The sequence below is a fragment of the Mycobacterium sp. AT1 genome, assembly GCF_002043095.1.
Lineage (GTDB): Bacteria > Actinomycetota > Actinomycetes > Mycobacteriales > Mycobacteriaceae > Mycobacterium.
Map to the genome: position 1 here is coordinate 73484 of NZ_MVOC01000056.1, position 24201 is coordinate 97684.

Below are 24201 nucleotides of genomic sequence, written 5' to 3' on the forward strand. Positions count from 1 at the left end.
CGGCGTTTGCCACACCGCCAACCACATCGTCGCACGAGGTCACTACCGCACCCCACCCAGAATTAACAGCAACGCCGGGGGAAACGACAAGGCCCCCGTACGCCAGGGCGTACGGGGGCCTTCGTGAAACGTCGGTCTTACTTGGCGCGCTCGAGCACCTCGACCAGGCGCCAGCGCTTGGTCGCGGACAGCGGCCGGGTCTCCATCAGCGAGACGCGGTCACCGACACCTGCGGTGCCGTTCTCGTCGTGGGCCTTGACCTTGGTCGTGGTCCGGATGATCTTGCCGTAGAGCGGGTGCTTGGAGCGGTTCTCCAGCTCGACGACGATGGTCTTCTGCATCTTGTCGCTCACCACGTAGCCGATGCGCGTCTTGCGCTGTCCGCGTGGCTTTTCCGTGCGCGCGGTGTGCTGAGCACCAGCCGTCGCGTCTTGTTCGTTCTCTGCCATTACGAATCCTCACCAACGGGTCCGGAGGCCAGACCCAACTCACGTTCACGAAGCACGGTGTACACGCGTGCAATCTCTTGGCGCACCACGCGCAGCCGGCGGTTGTTGGCCAGCTGGCCGGTCGCCGTCTGGAACCGAAGGTTGAACAGCTCTTCCTTCGACTCGCGCACCCGTGCGGTGAGCTCCTCGTCGGTCAGCTCGCGCAGTTCTCCTGGCGAAACTCCCACTGCCATCAGAACTGCTCCTCTCGGGTGATGATGCGTGCCTTGATCGGCAGCTTGTGGATGGCGCGCGTGAGCGCTTCCTTCGCGACCTTCTCGTCGGGGTAGCTGATCTCGAAGAGAACGCGACCCGGCTTGACGTTCGCGACCCACCACTCCGGCGAACCCTTACCGGAACCCATGCGGGTTTCGGCGGGCTTCTTGGTCAGCGGGCGGTCGGGGAAGATGTTGATCCACACCTTGCCGCCACGCTTGATGTGCCGGTTGATGGCAATACGAGCGGACTCGATCTGCCGGTTGGTGACGTAGGCGTGCTCCAGTGCCTGGATGCCGTAGTCGCCGAAGCTCACCGAGGTGCCGCCACTGGCAATGCCACGCTGCCGGGGGTGGTGCTGCTTGCGGTGCGCTACCTTGCGGGGAATCAACATGGTTTAGCTCTCCGTGCTTTCTGCTGCCACCGGAGCCGCAACGGCTTCGGGTGCAGCGGACGTATCAGCGGCGGACGTGTCGGCAGCGGGGGTTTCCTCGCTTGCGGCACGACCAGCTTCGGTGCTCGTCGCCGTGGTGCCCGAGGCGCCACTGCGGCGCGGACGGGTAGCGCCGGTGGGACGGTCACGACGCGGACGCTCTGCGCCTGCGGGCGCCGGGGCGGCCAGCTCGCGCTTGCCACCGACGACGTCGCCCTTGTAGATCCAGACCTTCACGCCGATGCGGCCGAAGGTGGTCTTGGCCTCGTAGAGGCCGTAGTCGATGTCTGCGCGCAGCGTGTGCAGCGGCACCCGACCTTCGCGGTAGAACTCCGAGCGGCTCATCTCGGCGCCGCCGAGGCGACCCGAGCACTGCACCCGGATGCCCTTGACGTTCGGCTGACGCATGGCGGACTGAATCGCCTTGCGCATGGCACGACGGAAGGCCACGCGGTTGCTGAGCTGTTCGGCGACGCCCTGGGCGACCAGCTGGGCCACCGACTCGGGGCTCTTGACCTCGAGGATGTTCAGCTGAACCTGCTTGCCGGTCAGCTTCTCCAGCGTGCCGCGGATGCTGTCGGCTGCCGCGCCGCGACGACCGATGACGATGCCGGGGCGGGCGGTGTGGATGTCGACGCGAACCCGGTCACGGGTGCGCTCGATCTCCACCTTGGCGACGCCTGCGCGCTCCAGCTCGACGTTGCGCTCGCCAGGAATGACGAACGGCGCGAAGAGCCTGCGACGGATCGCGACGTCTTCCTTGACGTACTCCGAGTACTGCTTGTCTGCGTACCAGCGGGACTTCCAGTCGGTGGTGATGCCGAGGCGGAAGCCGTGGGGATTGATCTTCTGGCCCACTACTCCGAGCCTCCCTTCGAATCAGAAGTCTCAGAAGCCGTTTCGGGCGTCGCCTTGGTGGCGGCCGCCTTCGTGGCAGGTGCCTTCGTGGCGGGAGCAGTGGCGGCTGCCTTGCTGCCCTGTGCGCGACGCGCCCGGGTCGACGCCGAGGACGACGCACCCTTGGTGCCGCGCACCTTCGGGGGACGGCTCTCGACGATCACCGTGATGTGGCTGGTGCGCTTGCGGATTCGGAACGCACGCCCTTGGGCGCGCGGTCGGATGCGCTTGGCGGTCGGGCCCTCGTCGGCGGTGATGGCGGCAACCACGAGGGTCGCCGGGTCCAGGCCGTCGTTGTTCTGCGCGTTGGCGGCAGCACTCGCGATGACCTTGGCGACGGGCTCGCTGGCCTGCTGTGGTGCCCACCGCAGGATGTCGAGCGCCTCGGCGACGGACTTGCCGCGCACCAGGTCGATTACACGGCGCGCCTTGGATGCCGAGACACGCACGAAGCGTGCCTTGGCAACCGCGGACGGATACTCAATCGTCGTGGTCATTACCGCCGCTTCGCTTTCCGGTCGTCCTTGATGTGACCCTTGAAGGTCCGGGTCGGGGCAAACTCGCCCAGCTTGTGACCGACCATGGACTCCGAGACGAACACCGGCACGTGCTTGCGACCGTCGTGGACGGCGAAGGTGTGACCGATGAAGTCGGGGATGATGGTCGACCGACGGGACCAGGTCTTGATGACCTGCTTGGTGTTCTTCTCGTTCTGGACGTCGACCTTCTTCAGAAGATGGTCGTCGACGAACGGGCCCTTCTTCAGGCTGCGTGGCATCGCTGGATACTCCTAGCGCTTGTTCTTGCCGGTGCGCCGGCGTCGGACGATGAGCTTGTCGCTCGGCTTGTTCTTGCGGGTGCGGCCTTCGGGCTTGCCCCACGGGCTGACCGGGTGACGGCCGCCGGAGGTCTTGCCCTCGCCACCGCCGTGCGGGTGGTCGACCGGGTTCATCACGACACCACGGACGGTCGGGCGCTTGCCCTTCCACCGCATACGTCCGGCCTTGCCCCAGTTGATGTTGCCCTGTTCGGCGTTGCCGACCTCGCCGACGGTGGCGCGGCAGCGCACGTCGACGCGGCGGATTTCACCACTGGGCATACGCAGCGTGGCGTAGGTGCCTTCCTTGCCGAGCAGCTGGATGCTGACACCGGCGGAGCGGCCCATCTTGGCGCCACCGCCCGGTCGCAGCTCCACGGCGTGGATGACGGTACCGGCGGGGATGTTGCGCAGCGGCAGGTTGTTGCCGGGCTTGATGTCGGCGTTCGGCCCCTGCTCGATGCGGTCGCCCTGCGACAGTCCCTGCGGCGCGATGATGTAGCGCTTCTCGCCGTCGACGTAGTGCAGCAGTGCGATGTTCGCGGTGCGGTTGGGGTCGTACTCGATGTGCGCGACCTTGGCGTCGACGCCGTCCTTGTCGTGGCGACGGAAGTCGATCACGCGGTAGGCGCGCTTGTGGCCGCCACCCTTGTGCCGAGTGGTGATGCGTCCGTGTGCGTTACGACCACCGGTGCTGTGCAGCGGGCGAATCAGCGACTTCTCCGGAGTCGACCGAGTGACCTCGGCGAAATCGGAGACGCTGGACCCGCGACGACCGGGGGTCGTCGGCTTGTACTTGCGTAAAGGCATGTCTGTCTAGTCCTCTGTGCTTCCCGCCGGCGGTTAGGCCGGTGCTCCGAACAGGTCGATTGGCTTGCTACCTGCGGACAGGGTCACGATCGCGCGCTTGGTGCTCTTGCGCTGGCCGTACCCGCTGCGGGTGCGCTTGCGCTTGCCCTGGCGGTTCAACGTGTTCACCGAGTCGACCTTGACGCTGAAGATCTTCTCGATCGCGATCTTGATCTGCGTCTTGTTCGAATCCGGGTGCACCACGAACGTGTAGGTGTTGTCTTCGATCAGTCCGTAGGACTTCTCGGAGATCACCGGCGCCAGGATTATGTCGCGGGGGTCAGTGATGGTAGCCACTACGCCGTTACCTCTTCCTTGTCGGAGGTGTGCGCCTCGATGTAGGCGTTCAATGCCTCCACGCTGAACACCAGGTGATCGGCGTCGAGCACGTCGTAGGTGTTGAGCTGATCCGGCGAGATCACTCGAACATCCGGCAGGTTGCGCACGCTCTTGGAACCGATCTCGTCGGTCCGGCCGATGACGATCAGCACCTTGCGCTGGTTGGTCACCAGCGTTTCGAGGAAGGACTTGACGGCCTTCGTCGACGGCGTCTGGCCGCTGATCAGCTCGGTGACCGCGATGATCCGGTCGTTGCGGGCCCGGTCGGAGAGAGCGGAGCGCAGTGACGCGGCGATCATCTTCTTCGGGGTCCGCTGGCTGTAGTCGCGCGGCTTCGGGCCGTGCACGATGCCACCGCCGGTGAACTGCGGTGCCCGCGTCGAACCCTGACGGGCGCGGCCGGTGCCCTTCTGGCGGTACGGCTTCTTGCCGCCACCGGAGACCTCGGCGCGAGTCTTGGTCGAGTGCGTGCCCTGGCGCTTGGCGGCCAGCTGAGCCGTCACCACCTGGTGCATCAGGGCGATGTTGGGCTCGACGTCGAACAGCGCGGCGGGCAGGTCGACGGAGCCGTCGGTCTTGCCATCCGGCGTACGGACGTCAATCGTCTTGTCAGCCATTACTTCTCACCTCGTTTGATCGCAGTGCGAACTACGACGAGTCCGCCGTTGCGGCCGGGGATGGCGCCCTTGATCAACAGGACACCGTTCTCGGCGTCGACCTTGTGCACCTTCAGATTTTGGGTCGTGATGCGGTCACTGCCCATCCGGCCGGACATGCGAGTGCCCTTGAAGACGCGACCCGGGGTGGCGCAGCCACCGATCGAGCCGGGCCGACGGTGCACTGCCTGCGCGCCGTGCGAGGCGCCCTGGCCCTTGAAGCCGTGACGCTTCATGGTGCCTGCGAAGCCCTTGCCCTTGGACGTGCCGGTGACGTCGACGTAGCTCCCGTCGGCGAAGATCTCGGCGGTCAGTTCCTGACCAACCTCGAAGTCGGCGGTGGTTGCCTCGTCGAACCGGAGCTCGGCCAGGTGCCTGCGGGGGTTGATGCCCGCCGCGGCGTACTGACCGGTGACCGGCTTGTTGACCTTGCGCGGGCTGATCTCGCCGTAGGCGAGTTGCACGGCGCTGTAGCCGTCGCGCTCGGTGGTGCGGATACGGGTCACCACGTTGGGACCGGCCTTGACGACCGTGACTGGGACGACCTTGTTGTTCTCGTCGAACACCTGCGTCATGCCCAGCTTGGTGCCCAGAATGCCTTTGCGTGCCATTGGTTCTGGTCTCTCCTACTGGATGTTGACGTCGACGCTCGCCGGCAGATCGATGCGCATGAGAGCGTCAACGGTCTTCGGCGTCGGGTCGAGGATGTCGATCAGGCGCTTGTGGGTGCGCATCTCGAAGTGCTCCCGCGAGTCCTTGTACTTGTGCGGGGAGCGGATGACGCAGTAGATGTTCTTCTCCGTCGGCAGCGGCACCGGGCCAACGACGCTCGCGCCCGTACGGGTGACCGTCTCGACGATCTTGCGCGCCGAGGCATCGATCGCCTCGTGGTCATAGGCCTTGAGCCTGATGCGGATCTTTTGTCCCGCCACGCTTGTCCTACCTCACTATTAACGGGCCCACTGAATGGGCCTGGTCTTCGTGCGCTCTACCCGTTGGGTAGCGCGCTGGCTATGCCGCCGCTGTTTACCTGTCTGTGGTCCACCGACCCCCGCGCTCGGGCGTGTCGCCTTCGCGCACACTCTCCTGCGTCTAAATCCGCCGCAGTCGAGGTGGGGACCGGACGCGCCCGTAAGGGCGCTGGTCGGTCGCCTAAGCCAGGCATGCTCGAGATCAAGCATCGCCCCGGCTCAAGGCAACCCGAACAGTATGCCTCAGATCCCCGTGTGCTCCAAATTCCTGGTCGCGCGGGAATCTGCGGTGGGCACCGACGGCTGTCTTCACCCTTTCACGGGCGCCCAACGTGACGCCACTGCGGCCATGGGACGGAATCCTCGTGGTGGCGTCACGCTCGGCACCCCGGCGTCGCCGCCGAATCCTTACTCCAGAGTAAGGTAGCGCCCCATGCCCACCGCTCCGACGTCGTCGACGGCCACTTACCGCATGTGGACGCGGCTTTCCGGGCGCCCTGGCGGGAGCCGACTGTTCTCCGCCGCAGCCATGGTGCGGGTGCCGTACTTCGCGTCGGTGCTGCCCCACGTGGTGCGGATGGAGCCGGGGTTGGCTGAGGTCACGGTCCCGAACTGGTTCTTCGTCCACAACCATTTGGCGACGGTGCACGCCATCGCGTCGTGCAATGCCGCCGAGATGGCGATGGGCATGCTGATGGAGGCGACCGTCCCCACCACGCACCGCTGGATCCCGAAGGCGATGTCCGTCGAGTACCTGGCCAAGGCGACGACGTCGCTGCGGGCGACGGCCAAGGTGGTGCCGCCCGACTTCCGCGCCATCACCGAGGGCACCGAGCTGGTGATACCTGTCAGCGTCGTGGACCGACACGGCGTCGAGGTCGTGCACGCCGACATCACCACCTGGGTGACCCCCCGCTCATCCCCGCGACTGACCACCGACTACCGGGAGCACCTGTGACGTTCACCCATGCCGAGGCGCACTTCGACTCCGAGGGCACCCGGTGCGCGGTCCGCGTCTACCGCCCACACGTCGATGGCGCCGCGGCGCCGGTCGTGGTGATGGCCCACGGCTTCGGCGGCGTCCGGACGTTACGGCTGTACGCCTACGCCGAGCGGTTCGCCGCCGCCGGCTACGCCGTCGTCGTCTTCGACTACCGCGGCTTCGGCGACAGCGACGGCCAGCCGAGACAGGTGCTGGACATCAAGGCACAGCACGCCGACTGGCGGTCGGCCCTCGGGTTCGCGCGCCAGCTGCCAGACGTCGACTCCGCTCGCGTCGTGGCATGGGGGACGTCGTTGGCCGGCGGGCACGTCATCGCACTGGCCGGCTCCGGGGTTCCGCTGGCCGCCGTCATCGCGCAGGTTCCCCACGTCAGCGGGCCGGCCGCCGTCAGGGCCACCGGCGTGTTGGCCGGGCTGCGCCTGGCCCCGTCCGCGCTGCGGGACCAACTGCGCGCCTGGCGGCACCGCGCTCCCGTCTACGTCGACTCGGCAGGCGCACCGGGTGCCACGGCGATCATCACCTCTCCCGATGCCCTGCCAGGGATGCGGCGACTGATCGCCGAGTCCGGACCGGACGCCGCGTCGGCTCCCCTGTTCGTGGCCGCGCGGGTGGCACTGAAGATCGGCCTCTACTCCCCCGGGCGGCAGGCTCGCGGGGTGTCCTGCCCGACGCTGGTTCAGGTGGCCGCGCACGACGCGGTGACGCCGCGCCGCGTCGCGCTGCAAGCCGCCAACGCGATGGCCCGGCCGACGGTGCACACCTATGACTGCGGTCATTTCGACCCGTACGTCGAGCCGTTCTTCTCGACCGTCGTCGCCGACCAGCTGGCGTTCTTGGCGGCCAATGTCCCCGTGGCTCACTCCCGATAGGTGCCGTGTCCCTCGCGGACCAGGTCGCCGTCGAACATCAGCACCTCGTTGACCAGACCGCCACGTTCGTTGCGGTAGTTGATCACCAGCAGCGACTCACCCCGATAGACGTCCACGACCTCGAAGTGCAGGTCGGGCAGGACGCGGAGCGCGGTCAGCCAGTAGTCGCGCAGTGCCGTCTTGCCGCGGACCACTCCCCCGCTCTCCGGGATCACCCGCGCGGCGACGGGTGAGGTGAAGACGACGTCGTCGTGGAAGTGGTCGAGCACCGCCTCCACGTCGTGGTCGTTCCACGCCCGCGTCCATGCCAGCGCGAACGCCGCCGCATCGGGTGTCGGCATGGGCTACTCCTCGAGGCCGGCCCAGAACGGGCATTGACGCGACTGGTCGAAGTCGGTCACCACCTTGCTCCCGCCGGGCCGCAACGACAACCGCTTTTCCTCGGCGTCGAAGGCTGGCCAGTCGTCGCCGGGGTGTCCGTCGCGGACGAACTGACTCCAGGCGTCGATCATCTGATCGGACAGCACGCGTTGGTCGGGGTCCAGCGGTTGGGCGCCGCCGATGTCGAACAGGTACCGAAGCTCGAGCGAGTGGCTGGCGCCGACCGGAAAGGGCAACGTGCGCAGGGCTTCCGGTGCCGGCGCGCCTCGGTCGTCGAACTGGTAGGCGTACACCGAGTCCGTCTTGGCGAAGCCTTCGGCCATCCGGTCCGCCGGGCAGGCGAAGACCCCGTCGGTGACGGCCGCCGAGTACGCGAGCGGCACGCTGCCGCCGTATCGGGCCAACGGATAGTGCGTGGCCACGGCCGCGGCGTCGCGGCCGAAGGTCTGGGAGAGCAGCTGCGGATACTGCGCCTCGGTGTACGGCGTCTTCAACCGGAGGTACTCCAGCGCCACGAACAACGTGAACTCGTCGTGGTTGGTGCCGATCAGCACGGGAACCTTCGCGGCGCGGCCCTCGGCGATCTCCTTCATCGGGTCCACGGGGAGGACCTTGGTCCCCGTGACGGGACCACTCAACGCGTCGTCGCCGATGCGGTAGTACCACACGGGTTTTCGGAGCTTCTCGGCCGGCAGTGCGCGCAGGCAGGCGGCGACGGTGCGCACGTCTTCGCAGCCCGCGTCGCGCGCGTAGTCGACGCTGGCCCGCTGCGCGTCGGGCAACGGAAGCTGCGCCTGGCACGGCCCGCTCTGAATGATCGCCGCCCGGAAGAGTCCCTCGGACCCCGGGGCGACGAGGTGGTCGCACACCGACATGCCGCCCGCCGATTCGCCGGCGATGGTGACGGCGTCCGGGTCGCCGCCGAAGTTGGCGATGTTGTCGTGCACCCACCGCAGCGCGGCCTGCTGATCGGAGAGTCCGTAGTTGCCGACGGCGCCGGGCGGTCCGAGGGACGGGTGGGCGAGGAAGCCCAATGCTCCGAGCCGGTAGTTCACCGTGACGACGACGACGTCGCCGCGGGATGCCAGCCAGCGCGAGTCGTAGATGCCGCTGCTGCCGTTGACGAAGGCCCCACCGTGAATCCACACCATGACGGCGCGTTTCTTCGCCGACGGCGGGGGCGTCCACACGTTGAGCGACAGACAGTCCTCGGAGGTCTGCCTGCCCATCTCGAGATCGCTGGCGTCCTGCATGCAGCGGGGGCCGGTGCGAGTCGCGTCGCGCACCCCTGGCCACGACGGCGCGGGTGCCGGGGGTTGCCAGCGCAAGGGGCCGACGGGCGGTGCGGCATAGGGGATTCCGGCGAACACGCGGTGATCGGGGGCGACGACCCCGCGGACCGCGCCGGTCACGGTCTGGACGAGCGCGGGGTCGGTGGGCGGAGGTGGGGGCGGCGTCGCGGCTGGGTCGTCGCCGCGGGCACAACCCGCAAGCAGGACGAGCACGGCGACCACGATCGTCGTCGCGTGGCGACCAATCGATTCTCGGCGCATCTCGGCCGAGCCTACCGATGGCGGTTCGGCCGTCACCCGGGCGGAGCACGCCGTGTGAGCCAGCCCACTGTCGACCGCCTAGACTGTCCGCTTGACACCCGTCAAGTGCAGCCCGCGTATCAGGAGCCACGATGAGCACACCGACCGACGAGGACCCGGCGAAGGTACTGGCCGATCCGACCGCCTACGCCGACGACGAGCGCCTGCACGCAGCCCTCACCGAGCTGCGGGCGAACAATCCCGTTGCGTGGGTTGAGAATCGGCGTTACCGCCCGTTCTGGGCGATCACCAAGCACGCCGACATCATGGCCGTCGAACGCGACAACGAGCTCTTCCTCAGCGAGCCCCGCCCGCTGTTGGCCACCGCGGCCGCCGACGACATGGCCAAGCAGCAGCTCGAGGCGGGCATCGGGCTGCGGACGCTCATCCACATGGACGACCCGCACCACCGCAAGGTCCGCCGGATCGGCGCCGACTGGTTCCGCCCCAAGGCGATGCGCGACCTCAAGGTGCGCGTCGACGAGCTCGCCAAGCGCTACGTCGACAAGATGGCCGACATCGGGCCCGAATGCGACTTCGTGACCGACGTCGCCGTCGACTTCCCGCTGTACGTGATCATGTCGCTTCTCGGCCTACCCGAATCCGACTTCGGTCGCATGCACTCCCTGACCCAGGAGATGTTCGGCGGCGACGACGACGAGTACAAGCGCGACAGCGGATCACTGGAGGATCAGTTCGCGGTGCTGCTCGACTTCTTCGCCTACTTCTCACAGTTGACCGCCTCGCGCCGCGAGCATCCGACCGACGACCTCGCCTCCGCGATCGCCAACGGCCTGATCGACGGCGAACCGCTGTCCGACGTCGACACCGCGTCGTACTACGTGATCGTGGCCAGCGCCGGACACGACACCACCAAGGACGCGATCTCGGGTGGGATGCGGGCGCTGATCGACAATCCGGGTGAGCTCGAGCGGCTGCGCAACGATCCGAGTCTGATGCCCACCGCGGTCGAGGAGATGATCCGATGGTCGACTCCGGTCAAGGAATTCATGCGCACCGCCGCCGCGGACACCACCATCCGGGGCGTGAACATCGCCGCGGGTGAGTCCGTCTACTTGGCGTACGTGTCGGGCAACCGCGACGAGGAGGTCTTCACCGACCCGTTCCGGTTCGACGTCGGCCGCGATCCGAACAAGCACGTCGCGTTCGGTTACGGCGTGCACTTCTGTCTGGGCGCGGCGCTCGCCAGGATGGAGATGAACAGCTTGTTCACCGAGCTGATTCCGCGGCTCGAATCCGTCGAATTGGCAGGTGTGCCAGAGCTTTCCGCGACGACGTTCGTCGGCGGCCTCAAGCACCTTCCGATTCGGTACTCGATGCGGTAGCAGTCCCGTCGGGCTTCTTGGCGAAGGCAAGGAGGAAGCCGTCGACCGCGGCCACCGCCACCTTCTCGTAGTCGAACTCGACGAGCGTGCTGAGCCGTCCGAAGGCCAGTGGGCCGATCAGCAGCGCGAGGGCCACGGCGGGGTCGACGTCCTCGAGCTCGGCGGCGGCCTGTGGGCCGTCGAAGATCACGTCGAACGGCGCCGAATACTGCTGCGCGATGCGCTCCCTCAGCGATCGCACCTCGGGGCTGGCCGGGTCGTCGTGGCGCAGGTGCGCCAGCTGGCCGATGTCGGGCCCAAGGGAGAGCCAGGACATCGCGGTGAGGGCAGTGGGCGCCTCTGCGATCGACTCGGCCCAAGCCACCACGATCGCGGTGAGCCGGTCCCGCAGCGAGCCGTCCTCCGGCGGCATGGGGGGCGGCGGAATCAGGCTGGTGAAGCTGGCGGCCAACAGGTCGTTGGCACTGGAGAAGTGCCGGTAGAGCGTGGCTCTCGCGACGTTGGCGCTGCGGGTGACGGCGTCGACGGTGACGGCACTCGGCCCACCGGACCGCAGCAGAGCGGTCGCGGCGTCGAGCAGTCGCGCGCGCGAACGCGCAGGGCGCGGGTCGGAGTGCTCGGCCGGCATCGTGTGCTTCACCTCCAGCGACGGGAATCCGGTGCCGTGAGACTATCGGTCTCACAGCAAGACGGTCCGTCTCGTTCGACGCAAGAGGAGGCGACGGCCGTCCCGCCAGGATATCGACGACCTAGGTGTTGGCCGTCGCCTCGTCCTTTCCGGCCAGCCGGTCGTCCCACACCTGCAGCACCTCGGGCGAGGTGGGTGGCGTCATCAGGCTGGCGACCACGTAGGCGAGCAGGCTCGCGCCGAGGCCGTAGTAGATCGGCTCGTTGGCGAGCACGTCACCGACGATGAACATCGTGCCTAGCGTGACGACGGTGCCGACCCCCATCGACCACAGTGCGCCGGTGCCGGTCGCGCGCTTCCACACGAAACCACCGAGGATCGCGACCAGCAGACCGCCGACCAGGATGTCGTAGGCGATGGTCAGCGCCGCGACGACGTCGTTGAGCAGCGCCGCGATGACGATCACCGCGATGCCAAGTGCCACCACGTACAGCCGGTCGGAGTGCACGTCTCGTTCGACGTCTTCGCGTTCCGCGGGCTTGCCGAACACCCTGAGCAGCAACGGTTTCACGTCGGTCTTGGCGACCGTCGCGGTGGCGATCAACGCCCCCGACGCAGTGGACATCATCGCCGCGACCGCGGCCGCCAGCACGAGGCCGCTGATCCCGACGGGCAGGATCGTCTCGGCGATCTGGGCGTACACGTCGTCCTTGGCTTCGACGTCGGGCAGGAAGGTCGACGCGGCCATGCCGATCGCCGCCCCGGCGACGCCGTAGAAGAGGCAGTACACCGCGGCGGTGGTGCCGCCCCACTTGGCGACCCCCGGCGAGCGTGCAGTGAAGACCCGCTGCCAAATGTCCTGTCCGATCAGCATTCCGAAGCTGTAGACGACGAAGAACGTGATGATCGTCGGCATTCCGATGGCGCCCAGGTCGAACACCGTGTCACCTGCGCGCTCCCGGATGCCGTCGAGGCCGCCCGCCTTGTTCCAGGTGAAGGGCAGCAGCAGGAAGAATATGCCGATGGTCTTGAGGACGAACTGCACCATGTCGGTGAGCGTGATCGACCACATGCCGCCGATCGAGGAGTACAGCATGACGATCACCCCGCCGATGATCACCGACACCGTGCGGTCGGTGCCGAACAGGACGTTGAAGACGGTGGCGTAGGCGATCGTCGACGTCACCGACAGCATCAGCGTGTAGGCGACCATGACGATTCCGGACGCTGACGTCGCGTCGACGCCGTAACGCAAACGCAGCATCTGGGCGACGGTGTACACCTTCAATCTCTGGATTCGGCCGGCGAAGAGCAGGCTCAGGGCCAGCAGTCCCACCGCGACGGCGACCACCAGCCACATTCCGGAGATGCCCCACTTGTATCCGAGGCCGACACCGCCGACGGTCGACGCACCGCCCAAGACGACGGCGGCCATGGTGCCGGTGTAGAGCGCGGGCCCCAGTCGCCGTCCGGCGACGAGGAAGTCTGCTGAGTCCTTGGTCTTCGACTTGCCCCAGAACCCAAAGGCGAGCATGGCGGCGAGATAGATGACGATGATGGCGATGTCGAGCGGCTTGCCCATGACGAGCTCCTGTATCAGGTGGTTGCGGACGTGTGATGGGTGGGCGCGAACATGTGCAGCCGGGCGGGGAGTACGACGACGGCGGGGCCGCGGGTGCTGAAGGTGCCGGCAACGACCTCGCCGACGGTGTCGAGCGTCGCCAGATGTGCGGGGATCCCGAAACTCGCTGCCAGCGCGACGAAGTCGGGCCTGGCCAGTTCGGTGGCGGTGGCCTGGCCGAAGGCATCCGCCATGTACTCGCGCAGAATGCCGTAGCCACCGTCGTCCACGATCAGCCACGTGACGTCTGCGTCGTGCTGGCGGGCGGTCGCGAGCTCGGCGATGGAGTACATGGCACCGCCGTCGCCCGACACCGCGAAGGTCCGTTGGCCCGTCCCGATGGCGGCGGCCACGGCGGCGGGAAAGGCGAAGCCGAGTCCCCCGGCGCCCTGCCCGGAGTGGAACTCGCCGTCCTGGGGATCCCACGCCGACCACGCCCAGTAGGCCGCGATCGTCATGTCCCAGAACGTTTGTGCCGCAGCGGGAACCGCGGCGCGCAGGTCCCGCATCAACGCCAGCTCGGTTTTGACGTCCTGGCCGGCGAGCCGGTCCTCGACGGCGTGGCGCAGACCGGCGGCGATGCCTGCGCCGTCACCGGCGTCGCGCGGCACCACCCGAGTGGCGATGGCCGCCAGGGCGAGACCGGCGTCGGCATGAATGGCCAGGGCGGGGTGGTTGGCCTCCAGAACCCGGAATTCGGCGTCGACGTGGATCAACCGACCCTTCGGCGCGAACGTGAAGTAGTTGCTCGTCACCTCGCCCATCGCGGTGCCGACCGCGAGCAAGACGTCGGCGTCCTCGAGCAGCGCGGTGGTGTGGCGGTCCTCGATCCACGAGCCCGCCGACAGCGGGTGGTCGAACCTGATCGCACCCTTGCCGCCGATCGTCGAAACCACCGGAGCGTCAAGCCTTTCCGCCAGCGCGACGAGCGCCTCCGGGCCGCGACGGGAGCGCCGGACTCCCCCACCTGCCAGGATCACCGGGCGTCGCGCGGCGCTCAGCAGTTCGGCGGCCACGTCGACGAGTTGCTCCCGCGGCGCCCGGTCGGCGACCGCGGTGACCACCGAGGTGACGCGAGGGGTGTCGGCCGGCTCGAGCAACACGTCCTGAGGTATCTCCACCCACGTCGGCCCTGCCGGAGCGGACTGAGCTAGCGACCACGCGTCGGCGAGCAGGCTGGGCAACTGGGCCGAATGGCTGGCAACGGCGGTGCTTTTCGTGACGTTGACCGCGCTGCGCTGTTGGTCGTCGAGTTGGTGCAGCATGCCGCGGCGCAGCCCGAGGCCCGATCGCGGAACCTGGCTGGTGATCACCAACAGCGGGACGCCCGTCGCGTAGGCCTCCTGCAACGCGCCAAGCGCAGTCAGGGCGCCCGGTCCCGTCGACAGGAACAACACGCCGACCTCGCCGGTGGCCCTGGCGTATCCGTCGGCTCCGAACGCCGAGTTGTTCTCCACCCGTGAGCTCACGAATGTCAGGTCGCTGCGGCGGATCGCGTCGAACAACCCCAGCGCGTTCTGGCCCGGAATGCCGAATACATGCGAAACCCCCAGCGCCGTCAGGGTTTCGACGACGACGTCGCCGCCGTTGCGCGGCCCGTCGCTTCGCTCGCCCAGGTTGCCGGTCACCCCGCCCGCTCCTCGTGTCGCATCGCCAGCAGGGACACCAGGTCGTAGGCCACGTGGGCGGCCGCGACACCGGTGATCTCGGCGTGGTCATAGGCGGGCGCGACCTCGACGACGTCGGCGCCGATCAGGTTGAGTCCGCGGAAGCCGCGCAGGATCTCGAGCAGTTCGCGACTAGTCATGCCGCCCGCTTCTGGGGTGCCGGTACCCGGCGCATGTGCGGGGTCGAGGACGTCGATGTCGATCGAGACGTAGACCGGGCGGTTGCCGAGGCGCTGCCGGAGCTTGTCGACGACTTCGCGCACGCCTTGGTAGTAGATGTCGGATGAGGTGACGATGCCAAAGCCGAATCGACGGTCGTCCTCGAGATCCTTCTTGCCGTACAGCGGTCCGCGCGTCCCGACGTGAGACAACGCCTCGGTGTCGAGGATGCCCTCCTCGACGGCGCGGCGGAACGGGGTGCCGTGGGTGTATTCGGCACCGAAGTAGGTGTCCCAGGTGTCCAGATGCGCGTCGAAGTGCACCAGTGCGACGGGGCCGTGCTTCTGCGCGGCGGCACGCAGCAGCGGCAGCGCGATGGTGTGGTCGCCGCCGATCGTCACCAGCGCGGTGTCGTTCTTGGTCAGCTCGACCGCGGCGGCCTCGATCGTCTCGATGGCCTCGTGAATGTTGAACGGATTCACGGCGATGTCGCCCGCGTCGGCGACCTGGGCGATGTCGAACGGTGACACGTCCAGCGCCGGGTTGTAGGGCCGGAGCAGGCGCGACGCTTCCCTGACGTGGGTCGGGCCGAAGCGGGCGCCGGGCCGGTAGGACACCCCGGAGTCGAACGGCACCCCGGCCACGACGACGTCGGCGTGGGGAACCTGGTCCAGTCGGGGCAGCCGCGCGAAGGACGCGGGGCCCGCGAATCGCGGTGTCTTCGATGCGTCGATCGGGCCGATGGGCGCAACCGATGCGCGATCCCGCTCCGCTTCTCGCTTGGTCACGCGGTCACTTCCTCTGCGTTCGTGGTGATTCCGGTGCGTTCCGCGGCCATGGCCGTCCCCTCACCTGTGTATGTGTTGTGGGTCACCGTAGGACCGCAGACAGCGGCTCGCAAGCAGTTCATTCATTACACCGAGGTTTCTAATCACGTTGTGACGGAGCATTCAGGAGTATCGACTCACAACTGAATAAAATGAGCGGATTCTTGTCTGATATGACGGTGCACCCAGGCTGAAAGAACTTCCGACGAATTTCAGGAGAACGTGATGGATGAGGTCGACGAGGCCATCGTGGAACTCCTCGAGGCGGATGGCCGCCTCACGCACCGCGAGATCGCCCGCGCCATCGGGCTGTCGCGGTCCACGGCCGCGACGCGCGTCCAGCGCCTACTCTCCAGCGGTCAAGTGGTGATCCGTGGCGCCGTGCATCCCGCCGTCCTGGGTCGCGGCGCGCTGGCCCATGTGAGCGTCTCCGTCCACGGGCCCGCCGCCCCCGTCGCCGCCGAACTCGCCCGCCGCGACGACGTGCCGTTCCTGTCGTTGACCGGCGGACCGCACGCCCTGGTGGCCGAGATCCGGTCGGCGTCGGCAGGCGACGTCGACGCCGCGGTGTCCGAACTTCGCTCGCTGCCGGGCGTTTCGGGGGTGGACACGCTGATCTATGTCGAGGTGATGCGGGACGTCATCAGTCCCGTCGGCACGGTCAGGACAGAGGTGGACGACACCGACCGTGCACTGCTCGCCGCCCTGCAGCACGACGGCCGCGCCTCCTACGTCGACCTGGCGGCGAAGGTCGGCCTGTCGGCGGCCGGTGCCCGCAGGCGGGTGGTGCGCCTGCTCGACGCCAGGGTGGTCCGCGTCGGCGCCGTGGTCCGGCACTCCGGCCAGGACCGGCAGAGTGCGCTGGGGTTCGGCATCAGGCTGGCCGGTGGCCACGAGGACGTGGTGGCGGCGCTGGCGTCGATGCCGTCGGTCATCTTCGTCGCCCGCACGCTCGGCCGCTTCGACCTGCTGGCCACGATGCGGGCCTTCTCTGCGGCACAGTTGGTCGGGATGCTCGACGTCGTGCGCGCGTTGCCCGACGTGCGAGCCCTGGAGAGTTGGACGCATCTCGACGTGGTCAAGGAGAGCTACGCCGCCGGATTCGACTCGGCGCGGGTCGACTACTGAGTCGAGAGACTCTCGGTCTCGCAACGAGACTGTTAGTCTCGAAACTCGTTCGGCGGAAGGGGTGGCGCCATGGTCGGATCCTTCGTGCCGTCCCGCCAGGATGTCGACCACGATCCCACCGCCCCGTCCCCGCGGGCGCGAATTTGGTTGCTGGTGGTGGCCTGCCTCGCCGTGTCGACGGTCATCTCGTCCATGGTCGCGCTGAACTCCGCGCTCCCCGACATCGCCGTCGAGACCTCCGCCACCCAGTCCCAGCTGACGTGGGTCGTCGACGGCTACACCCTGGTGCTGGCCTGCCTGCTTCTGCCCGCAGGCGCGTTCGGTGACCGCTACGGGCGGCGCAGGGCGCTGCTCATCGGGCTCGCCGTGTTCACGGTCGCCTCCGTCGCACCAATCCTCCTCGACGGGCCCGTGGAGCTGATCGTCGCCAGGGCCGTCGCCGGCGCCGGCGCAGCCTTCGTCATGCCTGCGACGCTGTCCCTGCTCACCGCCGCCTACCCGAAGTCCGAGCGCAACAAGGCAGTTGGCATTTGGGCCGGCGTGGTGGGGTCCGGCGCGGTGCTCGGATTCCTGGTCACCGGCCTCCTTCTCGAGTTCTGGTCGTGGCAGTCCATCTTCTGGGCCTTCGCCGGCGCGGGAGCACTGTTGTTCGCCTTGGCGTGCACGGTCTCGTCCTCACGCGACGACGACGCCGCACCCCTGGATTGGCCGGGGGCGGTGCTCATCGGTGCCGCGGTGGCCGTCTTCGTCTTCGGGGTGATCGAGGCGCCTGCGCGCGGGTGGACCCATCCTCTGGCATGGGGATGCATGGCGGCCGGAGTGGCGTTCGCGGTGGCGTTCACCGCCGTGGAACTACGACGCACCCATCCGTTGCTCGACGTCCGACTGTTCGCCAGACCGGACTTCGCCACCGGCGCCCTCGGCGTCACGATCCTCTTCTTCGCCAACTTCGGGTTCTTCTTCGTCGTCATCCAGTACGTCCAGCTGGTGCTCGGATACAGGCCGCTCGGATCCGCGGTGGCACTGGCACCGCTGATCGTGCCCATCTTCATCCTCAGTGTCGCCACCGGGTGGTACCTCCCGAAGGTTGGTCTGCGGGTAGCGGCGACGGTCGGCCTGCTTCTGATCGCAGCGGGACTGCTGTGCCTACGCCTGCTCGACGTCGGGTCGACCTACCTCGACCTGGTGTGGCCGCTTCTGGTGATGAGTACCGGCATCGGTTTCTGCACGGCGCCAACCACATCCGCCATCATGGGTGCGGTGCCCGACGAGAAGCAGGGCGTCGCGTCGGCGGTGAACGACGCCACCCGCGAAATCGGGGCCGCCCTTGGCATCGCGGTGGCGGGTTCTATCCTCGCCGGTCGCTACACCGCCGCGCTCGCCCCAGACCTCGCCCGGTTCCCAGAGCCGGTGCGCGAGCGCGCGGCCGGTTCACTGGCGGAAGCCTTGGCGGTGGCCGAGCGCATCGGTCCGCAGGGCGGCCCGCTCGCCGAGCTGGCAAAGACGGCGTTCATCGACGCCATGGCGTCGTCGGTGCTCGTCCTCGCCGTGGTGATCGTGATCGCCGCGATCTTCGTGGCGTTCTGGGCCCCGGGCAGGGACGGCCGCCAGCCGCGGATCGTGCGCCGCCGGGGCGAGGGTCGGCATCGATCACGCGATGAACTCGGCCGCCCGGTGACCGATCATGACGATGGTGGCGTGAGGTCCGCGACTGGTGATGTCGGGCAGCACCGACCCGTCGACCACCCATAGCCCCTCCACGCCGCGCACCCGACACCTCTCGTCCAAGGGCGCCTCGCCGTCGCGTCCCATCGGGACCGTCCCACAGAGGTGCTGCGACGTCGACCAGAACGAGTCCCGAGCTTCGTAACCCGACCCCGCGAGATCGTGTGCCAGGTCGGCACCGCCCGCCAGGACCGTGGCGTCCGAGACGTCGCCGTCGTAGCGATGCTCGATCAGCGGCGGCACCCCGGCGTCCGCGGAGGCAAGGGTCAGCCGGCCGCGGGATCCCGGCCGCATCAGCGTCACCCCAAGGTGTGGGCGATCGGCCGGGTCGTCCGCGGAGCCCGTCATGGCGCCAAACCCCGTTGTGTAGCAACGAATCTCCAGGCCGTCGGCGGTGGAGAGCAGAACCTCCAGCGGTGGGCGACCCGGCGCGGCGGGCCAGTCGACCGGAAGGACCCATTCGGGATGGTCGACGCTTCGCGTGCCCACCGGCAGGTCCTGCAGCACCGGGACCCCCGCGGCGGACAGCTGGGCAGCTGGTCCGATGCCCGACAGCATCAGAAGGTGCGCGGACCCGATGGCCCCTGCCGACAGCACCATGCGATCGGCCGTCAGTTCACCCCCATCGGCGCACTCCACCCCGACGGCACGATTGCCGGCGAACCGGATTCGCCGCACCCTGCGGTTCGGCAGCACCACCAGATTGGGACGCCCCGCGGCCCGGCCGAGGAAGGCCTCGCCCGGCCCCACCCGAGTGCCGCGCTCGATGTTCAGCGGCACCGCACCGACGCCGGGCCGCCCCGCGCCCGCACCGTTGAGGTCGTCGATCCACTCGTAGCCGTGACCGCGTGCCGCATCGACGAAAGCGACTGCCCCCTGCTCGAATTCGGTGATGCGTCGGATCCGCATGGGCCCGTCGGCGCCGTGCAGTGGGCCGGCGAAGTCCAGGTCGGTTTCGACGTCACGAAAGTGCGGCAGCACGTCGTCCCACGACCAGCCGGGGATCCCCCAGCCGTCGAAGTCGGCGGGCAGCCCGCGGCAGAAGTAGCCTCCGTTGACCGCGCCGGACCCGCCGACGACCGCCCCGCGCATGATCGACGCGGTGCGGCGCGGCCGGTCGGTCAGCGTGGTCTGGTAGTGCCTGACCACCGAGCTCGCCGCTCCGATCGGGAGGCGCAGGCCGTTGCGAATCTGATCGGTCACCCGCGGATCGGACGCCCCGGGACCCGACTCGACGACCGTCACCCGGCGGGCGGGATCACGCGAAAGGCTTTCGGCAAGAACACAACCAGCGCTGCCCGCGCCGACGATCAGGACGTCGGAGTGCAAGGCTGAGCTTTAGGTCCGGATTTGCGGCTTGAGCGCGCCGAGGTGACGCTCGCGCACGACGCCCTGCCAGAGGCCGAGCCCGTAGGCGATGTCGTCGAGCCGGCGGAGCAGGACGTAGGAGACCAGCCCGACCCGTTTTGAGTCGTCGTCGACGTTGGCGTTCCTGCTTGCCCAGTCGACGACGCCGTCGACGACTGCGGCGACCAGCACCACCTGCCGGCAGCGCCGGAAGCAGACTGCGGCCACCAGGGCGATGGGCCAGTAGTGCCTGCAGATTGCCGACGCCAACTGCAGCGCCGCCGACCACAGCCCTTGCGCGGCGACCGCGGCCACTTCCCTTGGCTCGGTGTCGACCGCGCTGAGCACCTTCGCGATCTTGCGTCCGGTGATCGCGGCGACGACCGTCGACGCGACGTAGCCGACTCCCGAGCCCATCGCCAACAGCAGCCACACCAGCAGGGTCCACCCGGACAGCACCAGCGGGGCGGTCTTCCCCGGGTGTCGGACCGCAAGGGGCGCAGCGGAGGAACCATAGAAGGCCTTGCGGGCGAACCACTTTCGCAAGGTCGTCCGATGGTCGTGGCCGACGAGGGCGATCGGCTCGTAACGCAGCCGTGCCTTCGCCTCGATGAAGCGCCAGCACAGGTCGACGTCTTCACCGGACCTCATCGTCTCGTCGAACCCGCCGACTTTCTCGATGGCGGTCCGACGGCAGATGATGGCCGCGCTTGGCACATAGGAGACGGTCCCATAGGGCACGACGGGGGCTTCGCGCTGACCCAGGTCGAGCGAGGACCGCACCGCCTCGTAGCGCGCCACCATGTTGTGCGGTTCGTTCAGTGCGACGATCCGCGGCGCCACCAGGGCGACGGTGGGATCGCAGAAGTGCCCGAGCAGCGCCTCGAGCCAGCCGCGGCGCGGGACGACGTCGGAGTCGAGGAAGGCGACGAAGTCGGTTTCGCAGACGGCCAGGCCAGCGTTGCGGGCGGCGGCGGGCCCCTTGCTGACCGGGTGGCGCAGTACCCGCACGTCGCAGTGGAGGCCCGCGAAGTCGTCCACCCGGACAGGTGGCGACGAACCGTCGTCGACCACGACCACGCACATGCCGCGCAGCGTCGAAACCAGCCGCCTGAGCCCAATCGCGTTGTTCAGCACCGGAATTACGATGGTGACATCGCGGTGCGACGGTCCAGTCGCCGGGCGGGGGTGGGCGACGGTGGCGTCCAGCAAGGTGCGGGCCAGCTGCGCACTCTGGGCGTCGTGGACCTCGAGGCGACCGCTGTTCAGCATCGTTTGAGCGGCGGGCGCCAAGCGAAGCAGCCGGGTGGGTGAGCCGCCGAGAAGCGCCGATCCCGCTCCGAGCACTCTCACCCGTCTGTCCACCTGCACGGCAAAGCCGTCGGGCAGTCGTGGTTCGGTCACTGCAAGAGCCCCCCGGCACCGGGGGTCCACGCCGCGACGCGGCGGGTGCAGGTGTCGACCATTTCAGCAAAGATACGCGACCCCTCGGCGGCCGACGCCGTGGTGGGGTTGCCAAGGACGCCGACCGAACTGACCGCGGCGACGCCGCCGTCACGAAGGCGGGGCATGAGCTCCGCCAACGGCCTCTCATTGCCTGCGACCCACTGCTCGGTGCGCACCAGCTCGGGCGAAATATGTAGCAATACAGACGTTTCGGTGTGACCGGCATGCGCGTCGGCGCCGCGGACGCTGCACGCGCACCACGCGACGTCGCGGCCTTCGCTACGCAGCAGAGTGACGGCTGCGGCAACCGCGGAGACGTTGCCACCGTGCCCGTTGACGAAGACCAGCCGGGACGCCCACTCGCAGGCCGACCGACCGTATTCGACCAGTAGGAGCTGGAGCGCAGCGGTGCCGATCGACACCGTTCCGGGAAATCCTTGATGCTCGCCGCTGGCTCCGTAGCCGATCGCGGGCGCCAGCATCCACGGGCCGGCGAGTTGCTCGGCAATCCTGCGGGCGACCGCAGACGCGATCCGGGTGTCGGTGTCAACGGGCAGGTGTGGCCCATGCTGCTCGGTTGAGCCTAGCGGGATTATCAACGCGGGTGACAGATCGTGAAGCTGCCTCGCCGTTGAGATCCCAAGCTCGTTGGGGAAAGCCACCCGCCGATCGTAGGCCGAATTCACCTGGTGTGCGCCGGATGTTGGGGTTTGCGCGGCATTTGGTTCAGCCGATTTCGTCCCGAGGATGGCCGGGCCTTCCCGTCCGCCTCGTCAGCACCGCCCGCCCCACCGGGACCACGCCGGCCCCGCCTCGGAGCCTAGGTGGTCTCGGACGTGGGCATGCCGAGGGCGCGGGTGAAGCCCGACGGCACCAGCACGTCGTCGGCAACCAGATCGTGGATGGACGCCTTGCCGAGTCCCATCAGCGCGGAGTCGATGCCGCTGCGCATGATGTCGAGCACGTTCTCGACGCCGGGCTGCCCCTCGGCCGCGAGTCCCCACAGGTAGGCGCGACCGAGCATCACGGCGCGCGCTCCGAGCGCGAGGGCCTTGACGACGTCGCTGCCGCGGCGGATGCCGCCGTCGAGGAGCACCTCGACCTGGTCCCCGACCGATGCGGCGATCGCCGGAAGCGCGCGGATCGACGCGGGTGTCCCGTCGAGGTTGTTGCCACCGTGGTTGGACACGGAGATCGCCGAGACACCGGCGTCGACAGCGCGTTTCGCGTCGTCGACTCGCATGACGCCCTTGAGCATCACCGGCCCGCCCCACAGGTCGACGAGCCAAGCGATGTCCTCCCACGTCGGCGGCGGGGTGCCCATCCACTCGCCGTAGGCGGAGAAGAACGGCGGCCCGGCTTCGCCCGCGTTGCCCTGGTTGGGTACGCGCAGGTTCGGCGGGCGCATGGTCTTGGCCCACTGCAGCAACCAGCTCGGGCGGGTCAACCCCTCCGGCATCATCCGGACGGTGGTGCGGAGGTTCATCTCCTCCGGGATCACCGGGCTGCCCCAGTCGCGGCCGTGCGAGAAGCTCCAGTCGGTGGTGACGATGATCCCGACCGCGCCTGCCGCCCTGGCCCGTTCCACGCGGGCGGCGATGGCGTCGCGGCCGCCCAGCCAGTAGACCTGGAAGAAGAGTTTGGGGTTGGCGGCGATGACGTCTTCGATGGGCTTGCTCGCAAACGACGACAGACCCATCGCGGTCCCCCGCGCGGCGGCAGCCCGCGCCACCGCGACCTCACCGTCGGGGTGGACGGCCTGCACGCCGGTCGGGGAGATGATCACCGGCAGTGAGATCTCTTGTCCCATCACGGTTGTCGCGAGGTCACGCTTCTCGATCGCGCCGATCACGTGCGGGGCGAAGCCGATCTCGCCGAAGGCGTCGACGTTGTCGGCAACGGTGATGCCGCGCTCGCTGGCGGCGATCAACGAGCTGTAGACGGATTTCGGCAGTCGCTTCTTCGCACGCTGCTGTGCGATGGCTACGGTCTCGAACCACTTGTCACGTGCCATGTCTATACGGGACTTTCGTTGCAGAACTTCTTGGGCGGAAGCTTCAGGAGCTTGAGCGGGATCGGGCCCTTGCGGCCTCCGGAACGGGAGTGGTCGCCGCTGGGTTTCGGCTTGTCGCGCTCGAGGGCGAGGGCCGGTTCGCCGTAACCCTGGACGCATTCCGGGTCGGGCCCGTCCAGCGGAAGGCCGGTGAAGAACTTGGCGGCCATGCAGCCTCCGCGGCAGCCGTCGTAGTGGTCGCAGCTCCCGCAGGCACCGGCGGATTGCGGCTCGCGCAACTCGCGGAACAGCTTCGAGTTCTGCCATACGTTCTGAAATCCGCTGTCCGCGAGGATGTTTCCGGCAAGGAAACGGTCGTGGATGGCGAACGGGCAGGCGTAGACGTCGCCGACGGGATCGATCAGGCACACCACGCGTCCGGCTCCACACAGGTTCAGGCCGGCGAGAGCGCCGGGCTGTCCGAGCCCCGAGAGGTGGAAGAAGGAGTCGCCGGTGAGGATGCCGTCACCGCGGGCGACCAGCCAGTCGTACAACTGGACCTGCTGGGCTGCGGTCGGGTGCAGTTCGTCCCAGACGTCGGCGCCTCGGCCCGACGGGCGCAGTCGGGTGATGCGCAGCGTGGCGCCGTAGCTGTCGGCCAACGCCTTGAACTCGTCGAGCTGGTCGACGTTGTGTCGGGTGACGACGACCGAGATCTTCGCGTCGCGAAATCCGGCCTCCGACAGGTTCTCCAGCGCGCGGATCGCCATGGCGAAGGACCCTGGTCCACGCACCGCGTCGTT

27 protein-coding genes are annotated in these 24201 nt (G+C 68.3%); 5 read left to right on the plus strand and 22 right to left on the minus strand.

What is annotated here, in order from left to right:
• Positions 1 to 137 precede the first annotated feature (137 nt).
• The 11 genes from rpsQ to rpsJ are packed head-to-tail and all read right to left on the minus strand — an operon-like array spanning position 138 to position 5627.
• Positions 138 to 449, minus strand: coding sequence for a 30S ribosomal protein S17 (gene rpsQ, locus B1790_RS24650; RefSeq protein ID WP_056557227.1), 312 nt, complete (start codon positions 447 to 449; stop codon positions 138 to 140).
• Positions 449 to 682, minus strand: coding sequence for a 50S ribosomal protein L29 (gene rpmC, locus B1790_RS24655; RefSeq protein ID WP_056557231.1), 234 nt, complete (start codon positions 680 to 682; stop codon positions 449 to 451). The genes rpsQ and rpmC overlap by 1 nt, the downstream gene beginning before the upstream one ends.
• On the minus strand, positions 682 to 1098 hold the full coding sequence (rplP, locus tag B1790_RS24660) for a 50S ribosomal protein L16 (RefSeq protein ID WP_056557234.1): 417 nt from the start codon (positions 1096 to 1098) through the stop codon (positions 682 to 684). Before rplP ends, rpmC begins: the two co-directional genes overlap by 1 nt.
• Before the next feature lie 3 nt (positions 1099 to 1101).
• Entirely contained in the window at positions 1102 to 1995 is an 894-nt protein-coding gene (gene rpsC, locus B1790_RS24665) for a 30S ribosomal protein S3 (RefSeq protein ID WP_079925904.1), read from the minus strand.
• Positions 1995 to 2531 carry a 50S ribosomal protein L22 gene (rplV, locus tag B1790_RS24670; protein WP_079925905.1) on the minus strand — a complete coding sequence of 179 codons (537 nt, stop codon included), beginning with the start codon at positions 2529 to 2531 and terminating at the stop codon, positions 1995 to 1997. Before rplV ends, rpsC begins: the two co-directional genes overlap by 1 nt.
• Positions 2531 to 2812, minus strand: a complete 282-nt coding sequence (gene rpsS / locus B1790_RS24675) for a 30S ribosomal protein S19 (protein WP_056557244.1) — start codon at positions 2810 to 2812, stop codon at positions 2531 to 2533. The genes rplV and rpsS overlap by 1 nt, the downstream gene beginning before the upstream one ends.
• A 12-nt stretch (positions 2813 to 2824) precedes the next feature.
• Positions 2825 to 3661: a 50S ribosomal protein L2 gene (gene rplB / locus B1790_RS24680; protein ID WP_079925906.1), complete on the minus strand. Its 837-nt coding sequence runs from the start codon at positions 3659 to 3661 to the stop codon at positions 2825 to 2827.
• A gap of 33 nt (positions 3662 to 3694) precedes the next feature.
• Complete coding sequence (gene rplW, locus B1790_RS24685; RefSeq protein ID WP_079925907.1) at positions 3695 to 3997, minus strand: 50S ribosomal protein L23; 303 nt, start codon at positions 3995 to 3997, stop codon at positions 3695 to 3697.
• Positions 3997 to 4656, minus strand: coding sequence for a 50S ribosomal protein L4 (gene rplD, locus B1790_RS24690; protein WP_079925908.1), 660 nt, complete (start codon positions 4654 to 4656; stop codon positions 3997 to 3999). Before rplD ends, rplW begins: the two co-directional genes overlap by 1 nt.
• Positions 4656 to 5306, minus strand: coding sequence for a 50S ribosomal protein L3 (gene rplC, locus B1790_RS24695; RefSeq protein ID WP_079925909.1), 651 nt, complete (start codon positions 5304 to 5306; stop codon positions 4656 to 4658). The genes rplD and rplC overlap by 1 nt, the downstream gene beginning before the upstream one ends.
• A 15-nt stretch (positions 5307 to 5321) precedes the next feature.
• Positions 5322 to 5627: a 30S ribosomal protein S10 gene (rpsJ, locus tag B1790_RS24700; RefSeq protein ID WP_003925843.1), complete on the minus strand. Its 306-nt coding sequence runs from the start codon at positions 5625 to 5627 to the stop codon at positions 5322 to 5324.
• 472 nt (positions 5628 to 6099) lie between these two features.
• Between rpsJ and B1790_RS24705 the strand changes: the two genes are divergently transcribed.
• Both B1790_RS24705 and B1790_RS24710 read left to right on the plus strand, forming a co-directional pair.
• On the plus strand, positions 6100 to 6624 hold the full coding sequence (locus B1790_RS24705; protein WP_079925910.1) for a hotdog fold domain-containing protein: 525 nt from the start codon (positions 6100 to 6102) through the stop codon (positions 6622 to 6624).
• Positions 6621 to 7538 carry an alpha/beta hydrolase gene (locus B1790_RS24710; RefSeq protein WP_079925911.1) on the plus strand — a complete coding sequence of 306 codons (918 nt, stop codon included), beginning with the start codon at positions 6621 to 6623 and terminating at the stop codon, positions 7536 to 7538. The genes B1790_RS24705 and B1790_RS24710 overlap by 4 nt, the downstream gene beginning before the upstream one ends.
• On the opposite strand, the gene B1790_RS24715 is transcribed toward B1790_RS24710, so the two are convergent.
• Positions 7526 to 7879 carry a nuclear transport factor 2 family protein gene (locus B1790_RS24715; protein WP_079925912.1) on the minus strand — a complete coding sequence of 118 codons (354 nt, stop codon included), beginning with the start codon at positions 7877 to 7879 and terminating at the stop codon, positions 7526 to 7528. The two genes, B1790_RS24710 and B1790_RS24715, sit on opposite strands and share 13 nt — an antisense overlap.
• 3 nt (positions 7880 to 7882) lie before the next feature.
• Entirely contained in the window at positions 7883 to 9472 is a 1590-nt protein-coding gene (locus B1790_RS24720) for a carboxylesterase/lipase family protein (RefSeq protein ID WP_079925931.1), read from the minus strand.
• Positions 9473 to 9603: 131 nt separating this feature from the next.
• Here B1790_RS24720 and B1790_RS24725 point away from each other — a divergent pair, with 131 nt between their 5' ends.
• Entirely contained in the window at positions 9604 to 10857 is a 1254-nt protein-coding gene (locus B1790_RS24725; RefSeq protein ID WP_079925913.1) for a cytochrome P450, read from the plus strand.
• Here B1790_RS24725 and B1790_RS24730 read toward each other — a convergent pair.
• From B1790_RS24730 to speB, 4 genes are all read right to left on the minus strand, one after another.
• Positions 10823 to 11485, minus strand: a complete 663-nt coding sequence (locus B1790_RS24730) for a TetR/AcrR family transcriptional regulator (protein WP_079925932.1) — start codon at positions 11483 to 11485, stop codon at positions 10823 to 10825. The genes B1790_RS24725 and B1790_RS24730 overlap by 35 nt on opposite strands.
• Positions 11486 to 11606: 121 nt before the next feature.
• Positions 11607 to 13067 carry a sodium:solute symporter gene (locus B1790_RS24735; RefSeq protein WP_079925914.1) on the minus strand — a complete coding sequence of 487 codons (1461 nt, stop codon included), beginning with the start codon at positions 13065 to 13067 and terminating at the stop codon, positions 11607 to 11609.
• Positions 13068 to 13081: 14 nt separating this feature from the next.
• Positions 13082 to 14734, minus strand: a complete 1653-nt coding sequence (locus tag B1790_RS24740; protein WP_233165301.1) for a thiamine pyrophosphate-binding protein — start codon at positions 14732 to 14734, stop codon at positions 13082 to 13084.
• Positions 14731 to 15720, minus strand: a complete 990-nt coding sequence (speB, locus tag B1790_RS24745; RefSeq protein ID WP_079925915.1) for an agmatinase — start codon at positions 15718 to 15720, stop codon at positions 14731 to 14733. The genes B1790_RS24740 and speB overlap by 4 nt, the downstream gene beginning before the upstream one ends.
• A 264-nt stretch (positions 15721 to 15984) precedes the next feature.
• On the opposite strand from speB, the gene B1790_RS24750 reads away from it, so the two are divergent.
• Together B1790_RS24750 and B1790_RS24755 are read left to right on the plus strand one after the other, a co-directional pair.
• Complete coding sequence (locus tag B1790_RS24750; protein WP_079925916.1) at positions 15985 to 16887, plus strand: Lrp/AsnC family transcriptional regulator; 903 nt, start codon at positions 15985 to 15987, stop codon at positions 16885 to 16887.
• 69 nt (positions 16888 to 16956) lie between these two features.
• The gene (locus tag B1790_RS24755) at positions 16957 to 18639 is read left to right on the plus strand and encodes an MFS transporter (RefSeq protein ID WP_079925917.1); all 1683 of its coding nucleotides are present in this window, start codon (positions 16957 to 16959) and stop codon (positions 18637 to 18639) included.
• Here B1790_RS24755 and mftG read toward each other — a convergent pair.
• The 5 genes from mftG to mftC all read right to left on the minus strand — a co-directional run.
• Positions 18538 to 19941 (minus strand): mycofactocin system GMC family oxidoreductase MftG, encoded by a 1404-nt coding sequence (gene mftG, locus B1790_RS24760; RefSeq protein WP_079925918.1) that lies wholly within the window; start codon positions 19939 to 19941, stop codon positions 18538 to 18540. The genes B1790_RS24755 and mftG overlap by 102 nt on opposite strands.
• A gap of 9 nt (positions 19942 to 19950) precedes the next feature.
• The gene (gene mftF / locus B1790_RS24765) at positions 19951 to 21363 is read right to left on the minus strand and encodes a mycofactocin biosynthesis glycosyltransferase MftF (RefSeq protein WP_079925919.1); all 1413 of its coding nucleotides are present in this window, start codon (positions 21361 to 21363) and stop codon (positions 19951 to 19953) included.
• Positions 21360 to 22091 carry a mycofactocin biosynthesis peptidyl-dipeptidase MftE gene (gene mftE / locus B1790_RS24770; RefSeq protein ID WP_079925920.1) on the minus strand — a complete coding sequence of 244 codons (732 nt, stop codon included), beginning with the start codon at positions 22089 to 22091 and terminating at the stop codon, positions 21360 to 21362. Before mftE ends, mftF begins: the two co-directional genes overlap by 4 nt.
• Before the next feature lie 134 nt (positions 22092 to 22225).
• Positions 22226 to 23419 carry a pre-mycofactocin synthase MftD gene (gene mftD / locus B1790_RS24775; RefSeq protein WP_079925921.1) on the minus strand — a complete coding sequence of 398 codons (1194 nt, stop codon included), beginning with the start codon at positions 23417 to 23419 and terminating at the stop codon, positions 22226 to 22228.
• 2 nt (positions 23420 to 23421) lie between these two features.
• Positions 23422 to 24201: mycofactocin radical SAM maturase (mftC, locus tag B1790_RS24780; RefSeq protein WP_079925934.1), on the minus strand; the 780-nt coding region annotated here is incomplete at its 5' end.